The 18,381-nt window shown below is 69.6% G+C and carries 22 protein-coding genes; 5 read left to right on the forward strand and 17 right to left on the reverse strand.

What is annotated here, in order from left to right; translation table 11 throughout:
* Positions 1-160 precede the first annotated feature (160 nt).
* The 5 genes from NLX83_RS39425 to NLX83_RS39445 all read left to right on the forward strand — a co-directional run bounded on the left by NLX83_RS39425 (position 161) and on the right by NLX83_RS39445 (position 4,225).
* Positions 161-1,483: a DUF2637 domain-containing protein gene (locus NLX83_RS39425; protein ID WP_254240408.1), complete on the forward strand. Its 1,323-nt coding sequence runs from the start codon at positions 161-163 to the stop codon at positions 1,481-1,483.
* 108 nt (positions 1,484-1,591) lie between these two features.
* Positions 1,592-2,794, forward strand: a complete 1,203-nt coding sequence (locus tag NLX83_RS39430; RefSeq protein ID WP_254240409.1) for a helix-turn-helix domain-containing protein — start codon at positions 1,592-1,594, stop codon at positions 2,792-2,794.
* Positions 2,795-3,456: 662 nt separating this feature from the next.
* Positions 3,457-3,690 (forward strand): hypothetical protein, encoded by a 234-nt coding sequence (locus NLX83_RS39435; RefSeq protein ID WP_254240410.1) that lies wholly within the window; start codon positions 3,457-3,459, stop codon positions 3,688-3,690.
* A complete protein-coding gene (locus NLX83_RS39440) occupies positions 3,687-3,971 on the forward strand; it encodes a hypothetical protein (protein WP_254240411.1) in 285 nt (94 codons plus the stop codon). The genes NLX83_RS39435 and NLX83_RS39440 overlap by 4 nt, the downstream gene beginning before the upstream one ends.
* Positions 3,968-4,225, forward strand: coding sequence for a hypothetical protein (locus tag NLX83_RS39445; protein WP_254240412.1), 258 nt, complete (start codon positions 3,968-3,970; stop codon positions 4,223-4,225). Before NLX83_RS39440 ends, NLX83_RS39445 begins: the two co-directional genes overlap by 4 nt.
* Before the next feature lie 254 nt (positions 4,226-4,479).
* Here NLX83_RS39445 and NLX83_RS39450 read toward each other — a convergent pair whose 3' ends face one another.
* The 17 genes from NLX83_RS39450 to NLX83_RS39530 form a co-directional block, all read right to left on the reverse strand.
* Positions 4,480-4,911: a DUF6338 family protein gene (locus NLX83_RS39450; protein ID WP_254240413.1), complete on the reverse strand. Its 432-nt coding sequence runs from the start codon at positions 4,909-4,911 to the stop codon at positions 4,480-4,482.
* Between the two features lie 9 nt (positions 4,912-4,920).
* Positions 4,921-5,781, reverse strand: coding sequence for a peptidoglycan recognition protein family protein (locus tag NLX83_RS39455; RefSeq protein WP_254240414.1), 861 nt, complete (start codon positions 5,779-5,781; stop codon positions 4,921-4,923).
* A 4-nt stretch (positions 5,782-5,785) separates the two neighbouring features.
* On the reverse strand, positions 5,786-6,391 hold the full coding sequence (locus tag NLX83_RS39460; protein ID WP_254240415.1) for a collagen-like protein: 606 nt from the start codon (positions 6,389-6,391) through the stop codon (positions 5,786-5,788).
* Positions 6,388-6,621 carry a hypothetical protein gene (locus tag NLX83_RS39465; RefSeq protein ID WP_254240416.1) on the reverse strand — a complete coding sequence of 78 codons (234 nt, stop codon included), beginning with the start codon at positions 6,619-6,621 and terminating at the stop codon, positions 6,388-6,390. The genes NLX83_RS39460 and NLX83_RS39465 overlap by 4 nt, the downstream gene beginning before the upstream one ends.
* Before the next feature lie 39 nt (positions 6,622-6,660).
* Positions 6,661-7,590, reverse strand: coding sequence for a hypothetical protein (locus NLX83_RS39470; RefSeq protein ID WP_254240417.1), 930 nt, complete (start codon positions 7,588-7,590; stop codon positions 6,661-6,663).
* 7 nt (positions 7,591-7,597) lie between these two features.
* Positions 7,598-8,731 carry a siphovirus ReqiPepy6 Gp37-like family protein gene (locus NLX83_RS39475; RefSeq protein WP_254240418.1) on the reverse strand — a complete coding sequence of 378 codons (1,134 nt, stop codon included), beginning with the start codon at positions 8,729-8,731 and terminating at the stop codon, positions 7,598-7,600.
* A 6-nt stretch (positions 8,732-8,737) separates the two neighbouring features.
* Positions 8,738-10,213 (reverse strand): phage distal tail protein, encoded by a 1,476-nt coding sequence (locus tag NLX83_RS42180; RefSeq protein WP_254240419.1) that lies wholly within the window; start codon positions 10,211-10,213, stop codon positions 8,738-8,740.
* Between the two features lie 58 nt (positions 10,214-10,271).
* Positions 10,272-12,923 (reverse strand): hypothetical protein, encoded by a 2,652-nt coding sequence (locus NLX83_RS39485; protein WP_254240420.1) that lies wholly within the window; start codon positions 12,921-12,923, stop codon positions 10,272-10,274.
* Positions 12,924-13,111: 188 nt separating this feature from the next.
* The gene (locus NLX83_RS39490) at positions 13,112-13,438 is read right to left on the reverse strand and encodes a hypothetical protein (protein WP_254240421.1); all 327 of its coding nucleotides are present in this window, start codon (positions 13,436-13,438) and stop codon (positions 13,112-13,114) included.
* Between the two features lie 19 nt (positions 13,439-13,457).
* Positions 13,458-14,042: a hypothetical protein gene (locus NLX83_RS39495; protein WP_254240422.1), complete on the reverse strand. Its 585-nt coding sequence runs from the start codon at positions 14,040-14,042 to the stop codon at positions 13,458-13,460.
* A gap of 23 nt (positions 14,043-14,065) precedes the next feature.
* Entirely contained in the window at positions 14,066-15,037 is a 972-nt protein-coding gene (locus tag NLX83_RS39500; RefSeq protein WP_254240423.1) for a phage tail tube protein, read from the reverse strand.
* Positions 15,037-15,255 carry a DUF7302 family protein gene (locus NLX83_RS39505; protein WP_254240424.1) on the reverse strand — a complete coding sequence of 73 codons (219 nt, stop codon included), beginning with the start codon at positions 15,253-15,255 and terminating at the stop codon, positions 15,037-15,039. Before NLX83_RS39505 ends, NLX83_RS39500 begins: the two co-directional genes overlap by 1 nt.
* A gap of 59 nt (positions 15,256-15,314) precedes the next feature.
* A complete protein-coding gene (locus NLX83_RS39510) occupies positions 15,315-15,758 on the reverse strand; it encodes a hypothetical protein (RefSeq protein ID WP_254240425.1) in 444 nt (147 codons plus the stop codon).
* A 23-nt stretch (positions 15,759-15,781) separates the two neighbouring features.
* A complete protein-coding gene (locus NLX83_RS39515) occupies positions 15,782-16,414 on the reverse strand; it encodes a hypothetical protein (RefSeq protein WP_254240426.1) in 633 nt (210 codons plus the stop codon).
* 3 nt (positions 16,415-16,417) lie between these two features.
* A complete protein-coding gene (locus NLX83_RS39520; RefSeq protein ID WP_254240427.1) occupies positions 16,418-16,660 on the reverse strand; it encodes a hypothetical protein in 243 nt (80 codons plus the stop codon).
* Entirely contained in the window at positions 16,660-17,076 is a 417-nt protein-coding gene (locus tag NLX83_RS39525; protein ID WP_254240428.1) for a hypothetical protein, read from the reverse strand. Before NLX83_RS39525 ends, NLX83_RS39520 begins: the two co-directional genes overlap by 1 nt.
* Before the next feature lie 75 nt (positions 17,077-17,151).
* Positions 17,152-18,381: a phage major capsid protein gene (locus tag NLX83_RS39530; RefSeq protein WP_254240429.1), complete on the reverse strand. Its 1,230-nt coding sequence runs from the start codon at positions 18,379-18,381 to the stop codon at positions 17,152-17,154.

An 18,381-nucleotide genomic window follows, 5' to 3' on the forward strand; every position in this document is an offset into this window, starting at 1 on the left:
TTCGGCAGTATCCGCAGCTAGAGCGTTGTGGTGGAGCGGCTTTGCCCAGGTCGCCGCGAACCGTCGCAGCCTCAATATCCTTCACTATCGATGCGACTCAGATCGCCGCTGAGCGCTCGAAGGACGCTCGCCGGGCCTGCCACCCGACCCCGGAGACGATATGCGCTCAGCGCCGAACGGCACCGATGACCCGCCCACCGGCGTGCCGAGGGGAGCTTCCCCGCACTGGTCTGCACGGCTGGTCGCGTGGACCGGCTTCGCCTTTGGGTCGGTGGCATCCATCGCGGCGAACGTGCTCAGCACCTGGCTGCCGGTTCCCGGCCCCGACGGGAAGCCGGTCGCGCGGCCGGAGGGCTGGGTGCCGGAGCTCGCCCCGCAGCTCGGCGCCCCGCAGCTCGGCGCGGCCGTGTGGTCCATCGCGTTGTTGGTGAGCGTCGAGGTTCTGACCCGCGTCCCGTGGCCGAACACGGCACTCTGGATCTGGGCGCGATACCTCGGAACGGGATCGGTCGCGCTCGGCTCGGCGGTGATCAGCTACTCGCACATGCGGGACGTCCTGCTGTCCTGGGGCTACCACTGGTGGGCCGCCAGCGTCGGGCCGATCGTCGTCGACGGGCTCATGACGGTGAGCGGGTTCGCGCTGTTGGCGATGAGCCGCGCGGCGGACCACGTCGTGGTGGCCGTGGCTGGCCTGGACCAAGCGGTCCAGGCCGGACCAGCTGGACCGCCCGAGCGGTCGGTCCGCCGGTCCAGTCGACTGGACCGCGCCCGGCGGACCGGTCCGGTTCGGGAGCGGACCGTGGACCGCCGGACCACTCGCCGGACCAGGGATGCGGACCGGTCCGCGGACCAGGTGGCCCGGGGCGGCGGACCAGCGTGGACCGTTGCGCCGCTGAGCGAGCCCGAACCGGCCCGTGAACGTGGGCGCTCGGTCCACGCGGACCGGTCCACTGGCCCAGACCTGGTGGTCGCTCCCCTCGACCCGCCTTCTGGTCCGGTCAGCGTGGCCCCGGACCAGACCACTCGGCGGCGGACCGGTCCGGTCCGGGACCAGCGGACCGGACCAGTCCGTGCACGCACTGTGGACCAGCGGACCACACGGCCCGGACCGGATGGACCGGACCCGGCGGGCGGCCGCAACTGGACCGGCGACGCACCACGACCCGGACCACCGACACCGCGGACCGGTCCAGGACAGGCCGCACCGACTGGACCAACTGGTCCGGACCGGACCGAGCGGACCACCGAGACGCGGACCGGTCCGCGAACCTCAACTGGTCCAGGCCGGACCACGCGGACCACTAGCGTCGACGACCTGCACGACGTCGGCGCCCGCGTGCTCCGCGACCTCCAGGCCAGCGGTGCACGGGTCAGCCGCCGACCGTTCGCGGCGGCGATCCGCGCACGGGGACACTCGATCGGCACCGTGCGCGCAGGGGATCTCCTGCGGGAACTCACGGAACGGCAGCGAGTCACGGCCTGACCTTGGTCACCCGACCGTGGCGGGCGTACCGTGGCGGACAGCTCTTTCGCCGAGAGCAACACCCCGGGCCGACGGGCCCGGGGTTCCGGCGAAGGAGACTCGGCGAAGATGAGCGAGGTGTTCATCATGGACACGAACGCGGACATGGGCGCGCGCCTGCGTCAGATCCGACAGGCGCGCCGCAAGTCCCTCAAGGCCGTCGCGGAACTCGCGGGGATCTCCGAGGGCTACCTCTCCCGATTGGAGACAGGCGAACGTGCGCTCGACCGGCGTTCGCTGATCCTCGATCTCGCGAACGCCCTTGAGGTTGCTCCCTCGGAGATCACGGGATCGCCGATAGCCACGCTTGGTGAGCTTGCCGAAGATCAGTCGCTCGGCCCCGTCCGACTCGCGCTGCTCGCGGTCAGCATGGGCGAGCCGCAAGGGCAGGTTCTTCCGGTCGAGGCGCTGTCCGCACGTGCAACAGGCCTACTCGATGCTCAACGCGAATGCCGCTACGCCGCTGTCGGCGAAGAACTTCCAGCACTGATCCGGGACCTGCACGCGTCCTTGGCAGCCAAGCGCGAGGTGAAACAGCTCTTGCGGTTGGCAACCCTGGTGCACGTCCAAGGCACACAGGCTTGGCTGATGGACATCGGCGCCAACATGGACTTGGGCTGGCAGGCCGCCACGCTGGCAAAGAGCGCGGCGGAAGAACTCGACGAGCCCGTCGCTCACGCCGTGAGCGCGTTCGGGACAGGATTCGGCCTGCTCGGCGCAGGCGCGTTCAGCCTCGCCAAGAGGACGCTGACGGCCCCCGAGATCGGGACACGGACGGCGGAGGAAATGCAGCTCAGCGGGATGCTTGCGCTGGCGAAGTCCCTTACGGCGGCAGCCGAGAAGAACGAGAGTGAGCGCGCGTCGGCGCTGGAACATGCGGCCGAGCTCGCCGAGTGGACTGGCGAGGGAAACGCTCTATGGTTCGGTTTCGGCCCGAGCAACGTGGGCGTCTGGCGCATGTCGGTTGCCCTCGAAGCAGGCGAGTACGCCGCGGCCGCGAAGGTCGCCAAGACGGTGAATCCCGAAGCGCTCGCCTCGCCTACCCGGAAGGCGGCCTACTGGCGCGAATACGGTCGGGCATTGGCTCGACTCCCCAAGCAGCAAGATGCCGCCGTGATGATGCTGCGCAAGGCGGAGCTGATCTCGCCTGCGCGAATTCATCGGCACCCGTTCATGCGCTCCGTACTTTCCGAATTGCTTACCAGGGCCAAGCAGGGAGCAGTCCGGCGGGAGCTTCGTGGCATGGCCTTCCGGGCTGGACTGCCTGCCTAAGCCGTTTGGGGGACCCTTGCCACCCAGGCAAGGTTTCGCGCGCAGACGTTTCTACCTTCCTCACCTCCTGATGGAGGCGAGGAACCGCTATGGCCGGATGGCAGGGACTTGCGTTCGTGGCAGGAGTCGGCATGCCGACCTTGGCCGCGTACGAATTCGTGTGGCGTTGGTGGACGCGGCGGCGCGATTGCGGCGCGACCACCGAGGCGAGCTTGAGCATCAGCGAGACGAATCCTGATCTCGGCGCGCTGATCGAGCGCGTCGGAACGCGACACCCCTATGCCCCGCTTGACGGGGCACATCGAGACCGCTCGGCGTCCGGCTGCACACCGGCCGTGACGCGCCGGTCGTCGAGCACCAGCGGGGGCGGAGGCTTTCCGCTCCGCTCCCGCTGGCCCAGGCGGTAGTGGCCGTGGCTAGCCCGGACATCGACAAGTTGCCCGTCATGCCGGAACGGAGCTGGCATTGGCGACCGGTCGAGGGCAAGCGCCACGCGGCGACCGGTCAGGATCACGCCACGGTGGAGACCTTGTGCGACAAGAAGTTCGCGGCCCCCTTAGACCTTCCGGAGACGGCGTACTGGTGGCCGACATGTAGGGCTTGCTGGGACCGGGCAAAGGCGTGAGGACGAGTGTCCTTTGTAGACATGGGGTGAGGGTCAGTTGACAGAGCAGGACATAGCAGCGCAGGCGCGGGGGCGCATCCGGGCCGGGTTCGTGCGGGTACGCGACGCGCTGGCGTTTCTGGACGGGCAGTTCACCGAGGCGGCTGATGAGTTGGAGATCATGGGGTGGCCGGGGCGGAGTCGGCAGCTGCTGTCGGAGTTGCCGGAGCCGTTGGGCAGGCTGATGTCGTTGTCGAAGGATCTGATCACGGAGTTGGAGCCGAAGCGGTGACCGTGCATGGGGACCCGCCGCAGAAGCTGGCGCGTGGCGTGCCGGGTGCTCTGTCCCTTGTGGACTCTGCGCGGGCGAAGGTGGAGGCCGCGGTCGTCGAGCTCGCCGAGGCGCTGCGGTGTGTGGAGGACAATCCGCGTACCGCACCGGATGCGTTGGGTGAGGCGATCAGGAGCAGCGGGACGCAGTTGCGGAACGCGGCTGCCCGGTTGGGGAACGCGGCGGCGCGAGTGAAGCCCGGCGCTGCCGTGATGACGGTTCAGGAGGATGACCGATCGTGAGTTTGGGGCAGAGCCGGGTACAGCTCAATGAAGCGGCGCGGAAGTTGAGTCAGCTCTCCGGTGAGTTGTTCGTCGCGACCGAGACCGCGGAGTACCTGTATGGGGAAATGCGGGACGTCACCGACGGGTTGGAGGACTCCGAGCTCATGCGCGCGGTGGAGTTGGCGGGTCGGATCTTCGACTGCGTGAAGGGGACCTCGAACGACGCGGCCGCGGCGGTGGAGCTCATCGACTCCTACACTGCGCGCATGTAGCCCACGCACGACGAGGAAGCGCCCCTCGTCCCCGGTTCGGCCGGGGACGAGGGGCGCGGGCGTGTCTGGGGCCGGGCGTGCGGGGCTACAACGACAGGACGCCCCCGCCCGGGTTGGGCGGGGGCGTCCTGTCGTGCGCGGTGTAGACGAGCCGAGTGAGCTTGCAGCAGGCCCTGATGCTAGGGCCTGCCGTCGGGGCGGGCAAGATGTCGCGCCCTCCAGCGGCGGGCTTTCGGGGGTGGCCAGGCCGCAGATCACGAAGGAGCGTCGGGGCCACACACCTGTGCGGGTACCGCCGCGGATGCCTGCTCCGCCTTCTCCTCCACCGCCTCCGTCGCCTTCTCCACCGCCGCAGAAGTAGCGGGATCGAGGTAGGTCACGAACATCGTGACGATGCGACGGGCGGAGATGCAGACCGCGCTGGCGGGATAGCTGCGGTCCTCGGCGGTACCGGCGGGCCGGTAGGTCAGGGGTGCGGTCAGGATCAGGTCGCGGTCTGGTGAGTCCTCGCCGAGGGTGTTCCAGGAACTCAGGTGTCCGGCGATGTAGGAGCCGTCGTCGAGAACGCACCCGACATGACGGAGGGCGGTCGGGTCCCAGAGCTCGAACAGCGTCCACCACGACGACACCGACGAGGGGTGCGTTGACCGGCGGCCGAGGAGCCACCCGGCCAGAGTGGTGGGCATGGCGTGATCCTAGGAGGTCAGACCAGCGCGAGCGCGCCGGTCGTCCTCGTCGCGGATGACTGCCCGGACCTTGGCGAGGTCGGCGTCGGAGAGCTGGCCGACCCGATCGGCCAGCACCTGGACGACGACGGCGCTCACCTGGCGGCCGATGGCGTCCTCGTCGACGTCGAGCACCGGGAGCGGACGGTCGGCGGCGCGGTGGGCGGCGATGTTGCCGTAGGTCAGCCACACCCATGCCGCGTGCTTGCTCTTCTCGTCCTGCGGGTCGGTGAGGATGTGGGACCACACGGCGGTGGCGATCTCCTGCGGGCTGGGCATGTCGCCCTCCATCCAGTCGGCGACGTCGTCGCGGAAGCCGGTCAGGTCGCCGGGCCATCCGGCGGGGTCGATCTTGCGGCCGCGGGGGGTGGCCCATTCTTTGTGGCCGAGTGCGCGGTCGGGGCCCAGGCGCAGGTGTCGCAGCAGTGCGGCGACGCCTTCGGGGTAGGACTCCAGCTGTGCGCCGGACCAGTCACCTTGACCGGTGGATTCGGCCTCGACCCCGATGAGGTGGTGGTTGCCGTTGTCGCGGCCGCACCACGGCACGTATCCGGCTCCGGCGTGGTGGGCGAGTCCGGCGGCGATGACGTACCAGGTGCCGTCACGGCCCAGGCCCAGGTTGCACAGCGGGCCCGCGAGACCGGGGCGGCCGTTCACCAGGACGTTGTGCGAGGGGAAGATCCCGGCGCGGGGTCCAGCCGTGTGGTGCAGCAACACACCGCGGATCTCGCCCATGGCGCCGCGGCCGCGGGTCTGCCAGCCGTCGACCTCGATCACGTGCAGCCCGGCGGCGCGCAGGACGTCGGGCATCCAGGTCAGCGAGTAGGCCACGGGCTCACCTCCTCGCGGTCGTCGACGGGGTGCTCGTCGGGGTCGGGGTGACGGTGACGGTGGTGCAGGCGGGGCCGCCGTCCTCGGTGGCGCCGTCGGTGTAGGTGATGCGCCAGCGGCAGTCCTGGACGTAGCTGCGGGCGATACCGCGCCCGGGGATGCCGGTGGGCCCGGGTGGACCAGACGGCCCGGGTGGCCCGTCGGCGCCGTTGGTGCCGTCGCGACCCGGTGTTCCGTCGCGGCCGGGTTGGCCGGTGGGTCCGGGAGCGCCGGAGGGACCCGCGGGTCCCGTCGGCCCGGGTGTTCCGTCGCGGCCGGGCGCTCCGGCGGTCACCGGTGGTGGTGGGGTGACGATGGGCTGCTGGCCGAGGCGTCGGACCTGCTCGGCGAGTGCACGGGCGGCGGCGTCGGCGTCCTCGGCGTGCTGCTGCAACACCGTGGCGCGGCCGTCGAGGATGTCCACGCGCCCCTGGAGAGTGGAGCGGTCGAGCAGGTACACCAGCGCCAGCGCCAGGACACCGAGGATGGTCGCCCCGGCGGCGATCCACATGCGACGGTGGCCCTGATCGTCCTTGGCGCCTTCCACGGTGGAGGCGATGCGATCAGTCATCGCGCCTCCCCGGAGTCGTTGCCCTGCATGCGTTTGCGGATCTCTTCCAGCTCGGCCGTGGTGATCTCGCCGTCGGCGGCCGCGGCGAGCAGTTCGTCGACGACGTCGGTCGCGGTGTTTTTCCGCTCGCGTCGGCTGGTGCGGATCGCGGTGACGACGATGGCCACCGCCCCACCGATCGCGGTGACCAGCGCCGCGACCGCGGAGAGGAGTGTCGCCAGTTCACCCACCGGCCCCCCTCTCGACGGTGTGGCGCACGGGAGAACACCTCAGGCGAGGCGTTCGATGCGTACCCAGGACCCGGTGTAGAGGACGGCGTTGTTGGCCTCGGCCACGTTCTGCGCGACGGAGACGCCGAGCGGGCCCGCGGTTTCACCGGTGACGACGGTGCCCGCCATGCGCGCGCACACCTTGGAGCTGGTGCCCGCGCCACCGACCACCAGGGTGGTAGCGAGTGGGAAGATGCCGAGCTCGATGTCCCCGGAGATACCGCCCACGCCGAACACCAGGCCGTTGGCGGTGAGCTGGCCGGTGGCGCCGCTGGGGCCGGTCATCGCCAGCCGGACGTCGGCGGTGGTGGTGGCGGTGTAGATCAGGCAGGACTCGACCGCGTAGGTGGCATTGGCCGACATGAGCGCGGCGAGCTGGGCGTCGGCTGAGAGGACGTTGGAGTTGGTGACGGTCTTGTCGGTGGACTTGACCACGCGATGGGCGACGCCGTCGATCCAGGTGCGGTTGTCGGCGACCTGGGCGGCATCGATGCTGGTGTCGGTGGCGGGGACGTCGACGATGCCGAGGCCGATCTCCCACTTGGCGGTGGTCTGGGTCAGCGCGGGCGCGACACCAGCACCGGCTGTGCCGGTGAGCACGTCGATTTCGAGGCGGTTGAGCACGAAGTCGTTGCGCAGGATGATCCTGTCCTTGCGGGCCAGGCTGGCGTGCGCGGCCGCCAGGGACTGGATCTTCTCGGCGGTGCTCTGCCCCCACGCCGCGCGCAGCCACGCCTCACCGGTGCGGACCTTGACTTGCAGGCCGGTGCTGTCCGCGTAGACCTCTAGGGCGGTGGATGCGGTGCGCAGCACGCCGTCGCCGAAGGTCGAGCCGCGCATGTGGCGCATCATCGCCCGCCAGGTGTCCTCGCGGACGTCGGCACCGGCGCCGGAGTCATAGGGGGCGTAGGTGTCCAGACTGGTGGCCAAGGAAAGGTCACCTCCGTTCGACGTTGATGAGCCTGGTGTTGAGCAGCCGGTACGCCCGGAACAACCGGAACACGTCTTGGTTGCCGGGGGTGCCGATGATCGGCTGAATGCGTTGCGGCCCTTCGGGTGTGAGCGTGATCTGCACTTCCCGGATCAGTTCGGTGATCGCCTCGTCGACGATCGCGGTCACCTCATCGCCCAGGTCGTAATGGAGGCCGTAGCTCATGCCCGTGGTGTCCACCGGTGTGGCCTTGAACGCCGCGCGTTCACCGACTTCCGGGAGTTGCTTGGCGATCTCCTGGTCAAGCTCGCTCGTGACGGTGGTGTCGCGGCGGTCGATGAACTTCTCGATGCGCCCCCAGGTGGCCACGCTGGCGGAGTCCTGGCCCTCACGGACGGTGCGCGCGGTGCCTTCCCCGCCGCCACCGACGAACAGGTAATTCCCTTCGGGGGCGGTGGATTCGTAGTCGAAGGCGGAGAGGTTGCCCAGTGCTTCGGAGAAGATCACCGAGGCGGTGAGGTCGGCGGGCTGATAGCACCGGAACTCCAGGTGCGAACCGGATTGGCGGATGCGGAACCCGATTCCCCCGCCTGCCAACGCCAATCCCTGCATGAGTTCCAGCAGCACTTGCCAGCGGGCGCGGCCGGTCACGCTCGTCCCGGCCACGTCGACCGCGGGCACCGTCAGTCCCGGGACGCGCCGCGGCGCCAGGGCGCCGGGGCCGAGGTTGATGTCGACGTACTGATCCAGCACCACCGACGCGGTGTTGGTGCGGACGTCGTACTCGGCACCGGAGTACGGTGGCGCCGCGGTTCCGGGTTGTGGGTGTGCCAGGCGGCGGGCCAGCCACACGTTGTCGTCGAACCCGTTCACCGTCACCGTGTTGGTGTTCTCCGCGCGTTGCGGGTGCCGGTAGTTCACCGGTCCACTCAGGACGGTGTTGCCGTCGCTGCTGCGCACGAGCTCGATGCCCGCGCCCGGCGTGGTCAACTCCACCGCCAGCGGTAGCCGACGGTCGAGGGTGATGCTCCAGGTGCCCACGGCGTTGAACCGCGGTATGAAACTGGCGCGCTGGTAGTCCTCCAGCAGCCCGACGCGCTGCAACTCCCGGTTGCGGACGTAGATCCTGAACGTGGTCATCGCCCATCACGCCGTCAGGTAGCGGTGGCGGCGGGAGAGCACGACCCGGGATGCGGCGGTGGTGCCGGACATCTCCACGCGCAGCGCGTTGGCTCCGCGCGCTAGCGCCCATAGTGACGACGCGGAGGACAGGGCGGGGAACTGGTTGGTGCCGTCGCTCTTGGTCACGGTCTTCGCCCCCGGCCTGGTGTCGATGGTCAGGGACTCGCCCGCGGCGAGGGTGATCGTGAGCGTCATGTACTCGCCGGTGGTGAGGTTGCGCAGCGTGATCGCCGACCCGGGGCCGGTGATCGTCCACACTGGCCAGGTCTCGACGTCGCCGCTGTTGGTGATCGTGGCCTCGGCGAACACCGACGAGCTCGACAACCGCAGCGGGAAGAACGGGAAAAATGTTGCGGTGTCACCGGATTCGAACGGGTCGGTGGTGTCGGCGATGTCGTACCAATACGGGTCGACCGCCCGGAACATCGGCACCGCGCGCTGCACCAACGGGCCGCTGGTGCGGCCGAGGGTTTCGTCGAGCTCCAGTCCAGCCGAGACCCGGCAGTAGATCTCGCGCTGATCCCCGGTCGGACTGGTGAGCCGGATGGTGCCCTGCCCGCGCACGGGGTCCATCGCCGCGATCATTGACCGCAGCCGGGCGCGCAGCGCCGCGGGCGAGGAGTCGGTGATCCACAACGGCAGGCTGAACTCGCGGACTCCGTGCCGTGCCTCGCGGAACCGGGCGCCCGGTTGCTCCGGCACGCCCTCGTCGACCAGGACCGGCGGCGGCGCGAACCGCCCCGACACCGCCCACTCGACGTCGAGGGGGATCATGGCGCCGTTGGGGTCGATCCACACCAGCGACTCGGTGCCCGCGCTGGTTCCGGCGGGGTTGACCGCCAGCGACACCGTCAGCGACGCCGTGCTCGCCGAGGCGGTGGCGGTGCGGGTCCCGGTCGCGCCGGAGGCAATCAGCGATTGCCGGGCGATCGCGGCGAACAGATACAACGTGTTGGTGTCGGCAAGCTCGGTCATCGCCGCGGGCGGGGTGTAGGTGCTGCCTCCGGCGACACCGGCCCACGCGCACAACATCATCGTCTCGGGTCGCGCCGGGGAGAGCTCCGGCGCGACGTGGCTGGTCGAGGCCGAGCTCGACCCGCCCCACGCGACGACGTCCACCGGTGTAGAGGTGTCCGCACCGGTCAAGCACTCCACGTGCGCCACGCAGCTGGAGGACGCCGACACCCCGAAGGTGTGCGACGCCGGTTCCCCGCTGCTGACCGCGCGGATGAAGACCTTGCCGAACCCGCAGCCCGCCACGGCTCCGTCACCGCCGACCTGGGACCACCCCGAGGGGGCGGTGATGTCGGCGGCCGCGCCATCGTGGTCGATGAGCACCACAGCGACCAGGACGTCACCGACGCTCGCCCCGGCCGGGGTCGACACCGTCAGCGTCGTCGTGCCGTCCGCGGTACCGGAGCTGACTGACCGATGACCCACCGACACAGCCGCCCACCCCCTCGAAACCGTTTCGGGACAAGGGATGTGGGGCGGCCGGTCAGATCCCGGCGAGTTGTTCCATCCGCGCGAACTGCGCCTGCAAGTCCACCGTGGAATTCCCGGCCTGCACGATCGTCAGGTGGTAGTGGACCTCCTGACCGCCACCGCCGAGGCCGACGCCGAATCCCATGCGCCGGTTGGCCTCGGCGAGGATCGCCATCGAGCGTGCCGACCCGTCCAGTGGGATGAACGCCTCGGTGCCGGTGAGCCGATCACCCACCACCCGCCAGGAGTTCGGGGGCACCATGCGCGCGATCGAGCCGGACATCGGTGTGAGTGCACGGATTCCGCCCTCGGCCATCGGCTCGACGATGCCGCCGAGCGCACCCATCGGGTTGGGACCACCGATCCGGATCGAGCTGTTTCCGACCACCCGGACGTTGACGTTGACCGTGCGCGGTTTGGTGATCTCGTTCAGCTCGGCCTTGGCGCCCTCGGTCTTGGCGTCCACCCGCACCTGGCCGTTGGGCAGCCGCGTGACGATGAACCCGACCCGTTCCAGTTCGGCTTGTGCCTCGCGGGTCAGCGAGGTCACCGTGATGGACTTGCTGTTGGGCACGGCATCGAAGCGGGACTTCAACACCAACAATTCCAGCTGGGTCGGCGTGAGGCCGGGTGCGCGGATCAGCGTCTCGACCAGTCCGGGGATCAGGTGCATCCGGTCGGCCAGCTGCTGGGCCTGGTCGCGGGTGAGCCCCATCTGCGTGGCCATGTTGACGAAGCTGTCGCGGCTGGTCTGCACGACGCCGCGCGCTTTCTCCATGGCCTGCGGGACCGACTGTCCCTGCTGGATCGCGAGCTCGTAGGTTTTCTGCGCGGCCTCGGCGGTGGAGTCGCGCAGCCCGGTCAACGTGCTGAACAGCGACTGGCCGTTCTTGGTCATCGTGTTGACGCTGCCGTCGGCGTTGAGCAACGCGCGGCCGAAGCCCTCCGCCTTGTCGATGTTGCGGCCGAACAGGTCCTGAAGCTGCAACAGATGCGAATTGACCTTGGCCTGTGACTGCTCCAGGTTCAGGCCGCCACCGGTGAGCGCGTCGAGGGCGTCCTTGAGCGCGCGCGCCTTGGTGTCCGCGTCGGAGGCGGTGTCCTTGAGGACCTTGATCGCCTTGGACAGCCCCGAACCCGCGGCGGTGGAGTCCAACATGGACCGACCCGAGGACTGGATCGCCTTGGCGTAATCCCGTTGTCCTGTAGCGGCTTCGCCGGTCTTCTTGTTCAGCGCGTCGAGGTCACCGAGCAGCTTCTGGGCTTCCTGGGCCCGCTCGTTGTGCACCGGCCGGGACAGACCGGTCTTGGCGTTCTCGACATAGGAGGTATTGGCGCGGATGACCTCTTGAAGGTGCCCGCGCAGATCGGCCAGGGCGGTGCCCTGGCCGAGGACCGCGTCCACCACCTGGTCACTGGCGATCCCGAATGCCTTGGCGGAGGTGATGGCGTCCTGGACGGACTGGTCGGCGGCGACGGTGGCGCGGACGCTCTGATTCATCGCACCGCTGGAGTCGCGCAGCGCCGTGGTGAGGTTGCGCGCGAACGAGGTGTGTCGCTGGGTGCGTTCGGCCGCGGACTCCTGCGAGGACGCGAGCAGGCCCAGGCCGACCACCGCGATACCGAGGGCGGCGCCGAACGGCCCGCCGAGCGCGGCCAGCAGCGCCCCGGCCCTGGTGGCGAACTTCGCCGTGGTGGGCATCGCGGCGTTGAGGCCACCGGCGTAGGTGGTGACCGCCGACCCGACGTTGATCAGCATCCCGGAGATCGCCGACCAGGTGCGCCACGCCAACCCGGCCGCCAGGACCACGCCGGTGAGCGCGCCGATCTCGTTCGCGATCGGCTCGATCACGACGAGCAGTCCATTAAGGACGGTCAGCGCGATGGAGAGACCGCCGCCGAGAACGGGCAGCGCCCCGGAGGCCAACCTGGTGACGGCGTTGACCAGGTTGATCACGAACCGCTCAACCTGCGGCATCGTCGCCGCGGCCGTCCCGGCCAGCTGGGCCAGCAGCCCACCGAGGCGGCCGAGCGTGAACTCCACGATCCGGCCCAGCGAGGTGAGCACGGTCCCGGCCGCGGTCGAACCGGAGGAGAGCGCGGTGAGAAAGTCGCTCGTGCCGGACCCGGCCGAGGACATCAGGTCAGCCAGGCCCTTGACCGCAGGCCCCGCCGAGCGGGTCGCGACCACCATGCCGGGCAGCGCGTTCTCGGCGAAGTCCGTCACACCCTTGGTCAGGGTGAGCAGATGCGGACCGGACGCGGCGAACGCCTGGGCCAGCTGGCCCTGCATCCGCATGAACGACGCGCCGATGTCGCTGGCCGCTTGGGTGAGGTAGGGGACCAGGGCGCCCGCGGCCGCGGTCGTCTCGGCCTGGATCGTGTCGCCCAGCTGCGAATACGCCTGACGAACTTCGGCGTTGGAGGACAGCGCGGCCGCGCCCACCGCGGCGAAGAGCACCGGCAGCCCGCCCAGCGCCCCGCCGATGGCCGCGGCCGAGGCCAGGCTCGCCGCGGAGGTGACGGCCATCGTCTTGGCGCTGACGGTGCCGAAGCGGTCCAGCTGACCTTGCAGCTTGTCCAGCTGCTTGGCGACCTTGAGCAGGGTCGGGCTGACCCGGTCCTTGCCCAGGATCGTGAAGGACAGCACCGAATCCCCGGCCACACCCACCACCCCCGCGTCCGTGTGGTGGTGACGTCAGCGGCCGCGGCGGCCCGTGCGGGAACGTGCTGTTTCGGCCACGCGCAGATCAGCGAGTTGCCGCAGCCACAGGTAGTCGAAGTGCCGTAGCTGGGTATCGAAGTCCCAGGGCTTCATTGCCCACAGGACGAAGAACAGCTGCTTGTACCGGGCTACTTCTTCTTTGAGGCGGCGCGCTTGCGCGCGGGAGGCTTGGCGGCCGCGGGGGTAGGAGGGATCGGCGCGTCCTGCTCGAAAGCCAAGTGCGCCAAGTTGAACCGCATGTCGGCGTAGGCGATCTCCTCCCCGGCATGCTTGCGCGCCAACCAGAACATGGCGTTCAACCCCAAGATCCCGCGGTTGAGGAAGCTCTCGTAGACGTCGCCGATCGGACGCCCGGTCACCTCCTCCAAGAGCATGGCGTCGGTGTTGAGCAACGTCTCGGGATCGAACGGAAAGCTGCTGACCCCATCCGGGGTGGTGAGGATGAACCGTGCCATGGCTGCCCTTTTCCTTGTCTCACACCAGTTTGTTCAGGAACTTGCGCACGACGTTCATCGCGCTGCGGCGGACCGTGGGGCCCTCACGTTGCATCACCTCGTCCCACCACCCCGGCGGCGCCTTCTGTCCCACCCACGTCTTCTTCTTCCCGAAGACCGGATGCCTCCACTTGCCCTCGTTGAGGTAGCCGGGCAACGTGCGCTGATCGGCGGGGAGTAGGGAGTTGTTGACGTGCAGGCGGACACTCGCGGTGGTGCCGCCGGTGCGCACGGTGGTCTTGACCGCGCGGGCGATGGTGGCGCGCAACCCCGACCGGGCACGGGCACGCCGCCACACCCGCACCGATCGGGCACTCTTGGTGCGCCGCAACGCATACAGCTCGCGAGCGCGGGCACCGCCGCGTCCACCGGCACGGGCGGTGCTCTTCTCGCCGACGATCTCCAGTCCGGACACCGACGCTTGGGCGGCGCGCTGCACCGGCGCGGCCGCGGTCTTCATCTCCTTGGCCATGGTGCGGGTGAGCTCGCCGCGCCCGGCCTGCCGGAACCGGCGCGCGGCGCGGATGAAGTCCTGCGTGCCGCGGATCTCGACCTTGACGACCACACGCCACCCCCGCCCAGGTCAGATCAGGGGGTGGTGTCGGTGGTCTGGTACTCGACCTTGATCGAGGTGGTGCCGTTGTCGACGACCTTGTACGGCAACGGCTGTTGCAGGATTTCCGTTCCGCTCACGCCCGGGGTTTCCCCGTCGAAGCGCACGTTCGCGGTGATCTTCGTTTCGAACTTGTAGGCGTTGGAGATCGTCGCGCCCTGGAACAGCAGGATCATCTCGGCTTCGGTGCCGTTGATGAACCGGTTGTAGGCGGTGAGGCTTTCGAATTCCGACTCCAGGGTGCCGGTGTACTCCCGCAGCGCGGCCTCCAGTGGTGCCTTGCGCAGCTGGGTGCCCAGGAAGTACCGGTCGTCGGCCAAGCCGTTGTTGCCCTCGACGCTGGCGGACTTGACGCTGTGCGCGGATCCGGCCAGTGACAGTGACCCGTGGACGAACGTCATCAGGGTCGGGCTGGTCGGGTAGGAGGCGGTCGCCAGGGCGGTGCCGGTGTCCTCGTCCTCCCCGATCAGGCTCAGCCCCAGGGTGGCGATCTCCCCGACGGAGCACTCCAGGTTCCACGAGCCGACCCGGCACCCGTGGTAGGTGAACGCCCGCACCGTCCCGGAGACATCCGGGCGCCCCACCTGCCAGGTCATGCCGACCGGGATGTCACCGAGGGTGAAGGTGTGCAGGTAGACCGTCGGGTCGGTGCCCGCGTTCGGCTGGCTGGTGACCAGCCCGCCGAACATGTGCTTGAACAACCGGCCGAAGCTCTTGTTGGTCAGCTCCAGCGACACGTCCCCGCCAACCGACTTCTGGCCGGAGGACCAGTCATCGGAGCGTGTGAGGCGGGTTCCGGGACGCAGCGCCTGGGACTCGATGCGCTCGATGCTCATCGCCAGGGACTCCGACCGGAACTCATAGAAGCGGTCGACCGTGACGGGCGTGCCGTAGGTGGACTCCTCGGCGCACCCGATCTGGGCCGAGAGGCCGGACGGGATCGGCATTACGGGGCCTCCTGCTCAGTCGTGGCCTCGGCGGGAGCCTCGGTCTTGGCCTTGGTCTTGGGCGGCCGCGCCGGGGTTTCGGCCTGCGCCCAACAGGACTGAGCGACCAGGGCGGCGCCGAGCTCGTCGTCGACCTCGACCGACTCGTCACGGCGCACCACGCGGTGCAGGGCGGGGACCTCGACGGCCTCGAACGGGCCGAGATAGGTGATGCGCACGGCAAACTCCAGGCATGCCAAGGAACCCGCACGACGGCGGGCACGGATGTGGTTGGTGCTTAAGGGAAAAGTCGAGCGCGCACGCGGATGGTGACCTCGAAGCGGGCGGCGCCGGAGTTACCGAGCACCGCGGTGCGCTGCTGCCACCCGATGACCTCGGCCCACATGATCGCCTCGATCAGGTCCGGTTTCTCCGCGAACGCCTGCTGCACCTCGGCCAACAGGACCGCGGCGCGGGTGTCGGCGGCCTCCTGGTCGCGGCCGTCACCGAGCAGCACCTGCACCACCAGCGTGGTGGTGTAGGACTCCTCCACCCGCTTGGTCCCGGCCTTCATGACCGGGATCTCGACGACGGCCTCGGCCTCCTCGAACCACAGGCCCTCGGCGGGGGCGGTGGTCTCGGCGCGCGCGTACTCCACGCTCACCCCGGCCAGCCCGGGACGCAACGCCAGGGCGGTGACTGCGGCGCGCTTGAACTCGATCAGCGTGGTACCCACGGCCACCGCGGCTCACCGTCCCTTGTTCCTCAGCCGATCAGCAGGTCGGGTTCCTGGACCTCGCCGTGCATGAGCTCGCGCACGGCGTTGGGGACAGCGAAGCGGGGGAAGATCTGGTTGGGGATGTCGAACTCGCCCATCCCGCCAGAGCTGTCCTGCTGCGAGCGCCACAGGTTGATCAGGATCAGGCTGGCGGCGAGCTTGAACCGCTGGTCAACCGCCGCGGTGTCGACCGCGCGCCCGGCGGTGTAGGTGATGACCACGTTGCCGCGCCCGACCGGGAACCGGGCATCGGCGCCGCTGGAGCGGCGGTGCAGCGCCGGGCCCTTCAGGGTCACATCGGCCGAGTAGGGCTCGGTGAGGTAGGCATCGGCCGGTTGGGTGCCCGGGGTCTCCGCCGTCAGCACGGTGGCGGTGGTGCCGCTGTACTCGGTGACCGAAGCCACCAAGGAGACCGGGAAGAACCTGACGAACACCTGCCCCGCCCCGCCGTCGTGGGTCTCGGCGGAGATCTGCCGCCGCACCACCGGCCCGACCAGTTCGTCCAGGCGCAACGAGGACGCGGTGATAAACCCCGCGAGCTCCACGTCGTGAGCGCCTGTGCCGGTGAGGTTCAGCGCGAGCTTGGCCTCGCTGAGCGTCAGCACGTCCAGCGTCGCCATGGGCTACCTGCTCTTGTCCTCGCCGCGGCCGCGAGCCTTGTCCGCTGCCTTGGCCTTGCCCTTGGCGCCGTCGGCGAGCAGCCCATAGCGGCGGGCGTCGTCCTCGCTGATCTCCTCGCCCTCGGTGCGGTACAGGGTCGCCGCGGCGGTGTCGCCCTCGGTGACGATCTTCTCGTCGTCGGTGAGGTACAGCCGCTGCGTGGCGACCAAGCGGCCGCCCTTCTCGGTGACGTAGTCGCTGCTCATCAGATCTCCACGTAGTAGGCGACCACCGAGAACTTGCCCGCGGTCAGGGCCGCGGTGCCGACGGTGGCGGTGATGGTGCGCGCGGCGGTGGTGCGCACCGGCGCGCTGGTGGCGGTGAGGTCGCCGCGCTTGGCGCCGGTGGTCGACCACGGCGCCCCGCTGATCGCGTCGGCGGCGTTGATGTCCGCCGCACCCTCGGCCTTGATCGCCACCGTTGCCGCGCCACCGGAGGTGAGCGCGGTGTCGACGACGATCAGCGAGTCGACGATCACCGCGCCAGACGGCAGGGTGTCGCCGCGTAGTGCGATGTCACCGACGGCGCCGCCATCGATGGCGAACTCATACAGCGCCACCGCGGACTTGACGGTGCCCTGGCGGCCGACGCCGAGCTTGTTGGTGCCCTCGATCACGGGCATGGGCTTCTCCCTACGGGTGGGACCACACGGGCAGCGGCCGCCCTCGCCTGCGGCCGCTGCCCTCTTCGTGGTGGATCAGATGCCGGTGACCGTGGCGAACGCCGCGGGGCGGTAGACGACCAGCGCGACGCGCATGTCCGCGCGCACCGCGAGCTTGCCGTTGATGAAGAAATCGCTGTGCGAGTTCGACACCTGCACGTCGATGCCGCGGCGGGTTGAGAGCTCGCTGTAGTTGGCGAAGTCGCCGACCAGGCCGGTGTTCTCGGTGATGCCGTCGGCCTCCACCACCGGCAGGCCCCAGATCCGCGCCGGGCCAGCCTCCGAGGGCGAGCCCCAGATGTAGATGCCGTCCGCGGTGCGCAGGAGGCGGATGTCCTGCCAGTCGTTGGGGTGCAGCACCGCGGCGTTCGGCATCGCGCGGCCGGTGACCTTGACCTTGGTCATGGCCTTGTAGATCGCGTCCGGGGTGGGGTCTGCGCCCTTGGCCTGGGTCTGGATGCCGACGGTGTTGAGGATGCCGCGCAGGTTCGGCGCGGTGCCGTTGCCGACCAGGATCTGGGTGTCCAGGCGCTGGCGGAGCATGTTCGGCAGCCGGTTGTTGATGTACCCGGCGGCCTGCGGCTCGTCCTCCAGCTGCTCGTCGGTCACCGGGAGCCACGTCGCGATCTTGCGGACCGGAGAGCTCTTCTCGGTCAGGGCGAGCGCGGACTCGGGGTAGGTCGCGGCCTCGGCGGTCTCGGCCGCGGCGTTGGTGTAGGTCGTCTCCTCCATGTAGACCACGGCCGTCTGGTTCGTGGTCGTCCCCGGGATCAGGTCGATGACCTGAAGCGGGCGGGTGGCGAACTCGACGAGCCTGCCGGTGCGCGTGGTCTCCGGCGCCCACCCGGCGCCGGTCTCCATCAGCGTCTTGAGCTCGACGTCGATGTGCGCCTCGGGGCCCTGCTTGCCCTGGCGGGCCTTGTACGCCTGCGAGGCGACGAAGTGCTCGCCCAGCCGCTTGCGGCCGCGGCCGCCGTCGTCGACGCGCCGCTCACCGTCTCCAGGTTCGCGTGCGCCCGGGATGTTCGCGGCCGCCTCAGCGGCCTTGGCGACCGCGCGCAGCCCTTCGGCCTTGACGGCGAGCTCGTCGAGCTCGGTGTTGAGAGCGCGGATGTGCTCGACCTTAGCGAGGCTGTCACCGCTGATGGACGTGATCTTGTCCATGTCCAGGTCGGGACCGGCCTCGTCGAACACGCTCTTGAGTTCGCGCCGCTTCGCGTCGAGGCGGCCCTCGGCATCGGCCAGCGCGGGGAAGGTCACGGGCAT

This window comes from Allokutzneria sp. A3M-2-11 16 (genome assembly GCF_024213555.1).
Lineage (GTDB): Bacteria > Actinomycetota > Actinomycetes > Mycobacteriales > Pseudonocardiaceae > Allokutzneria.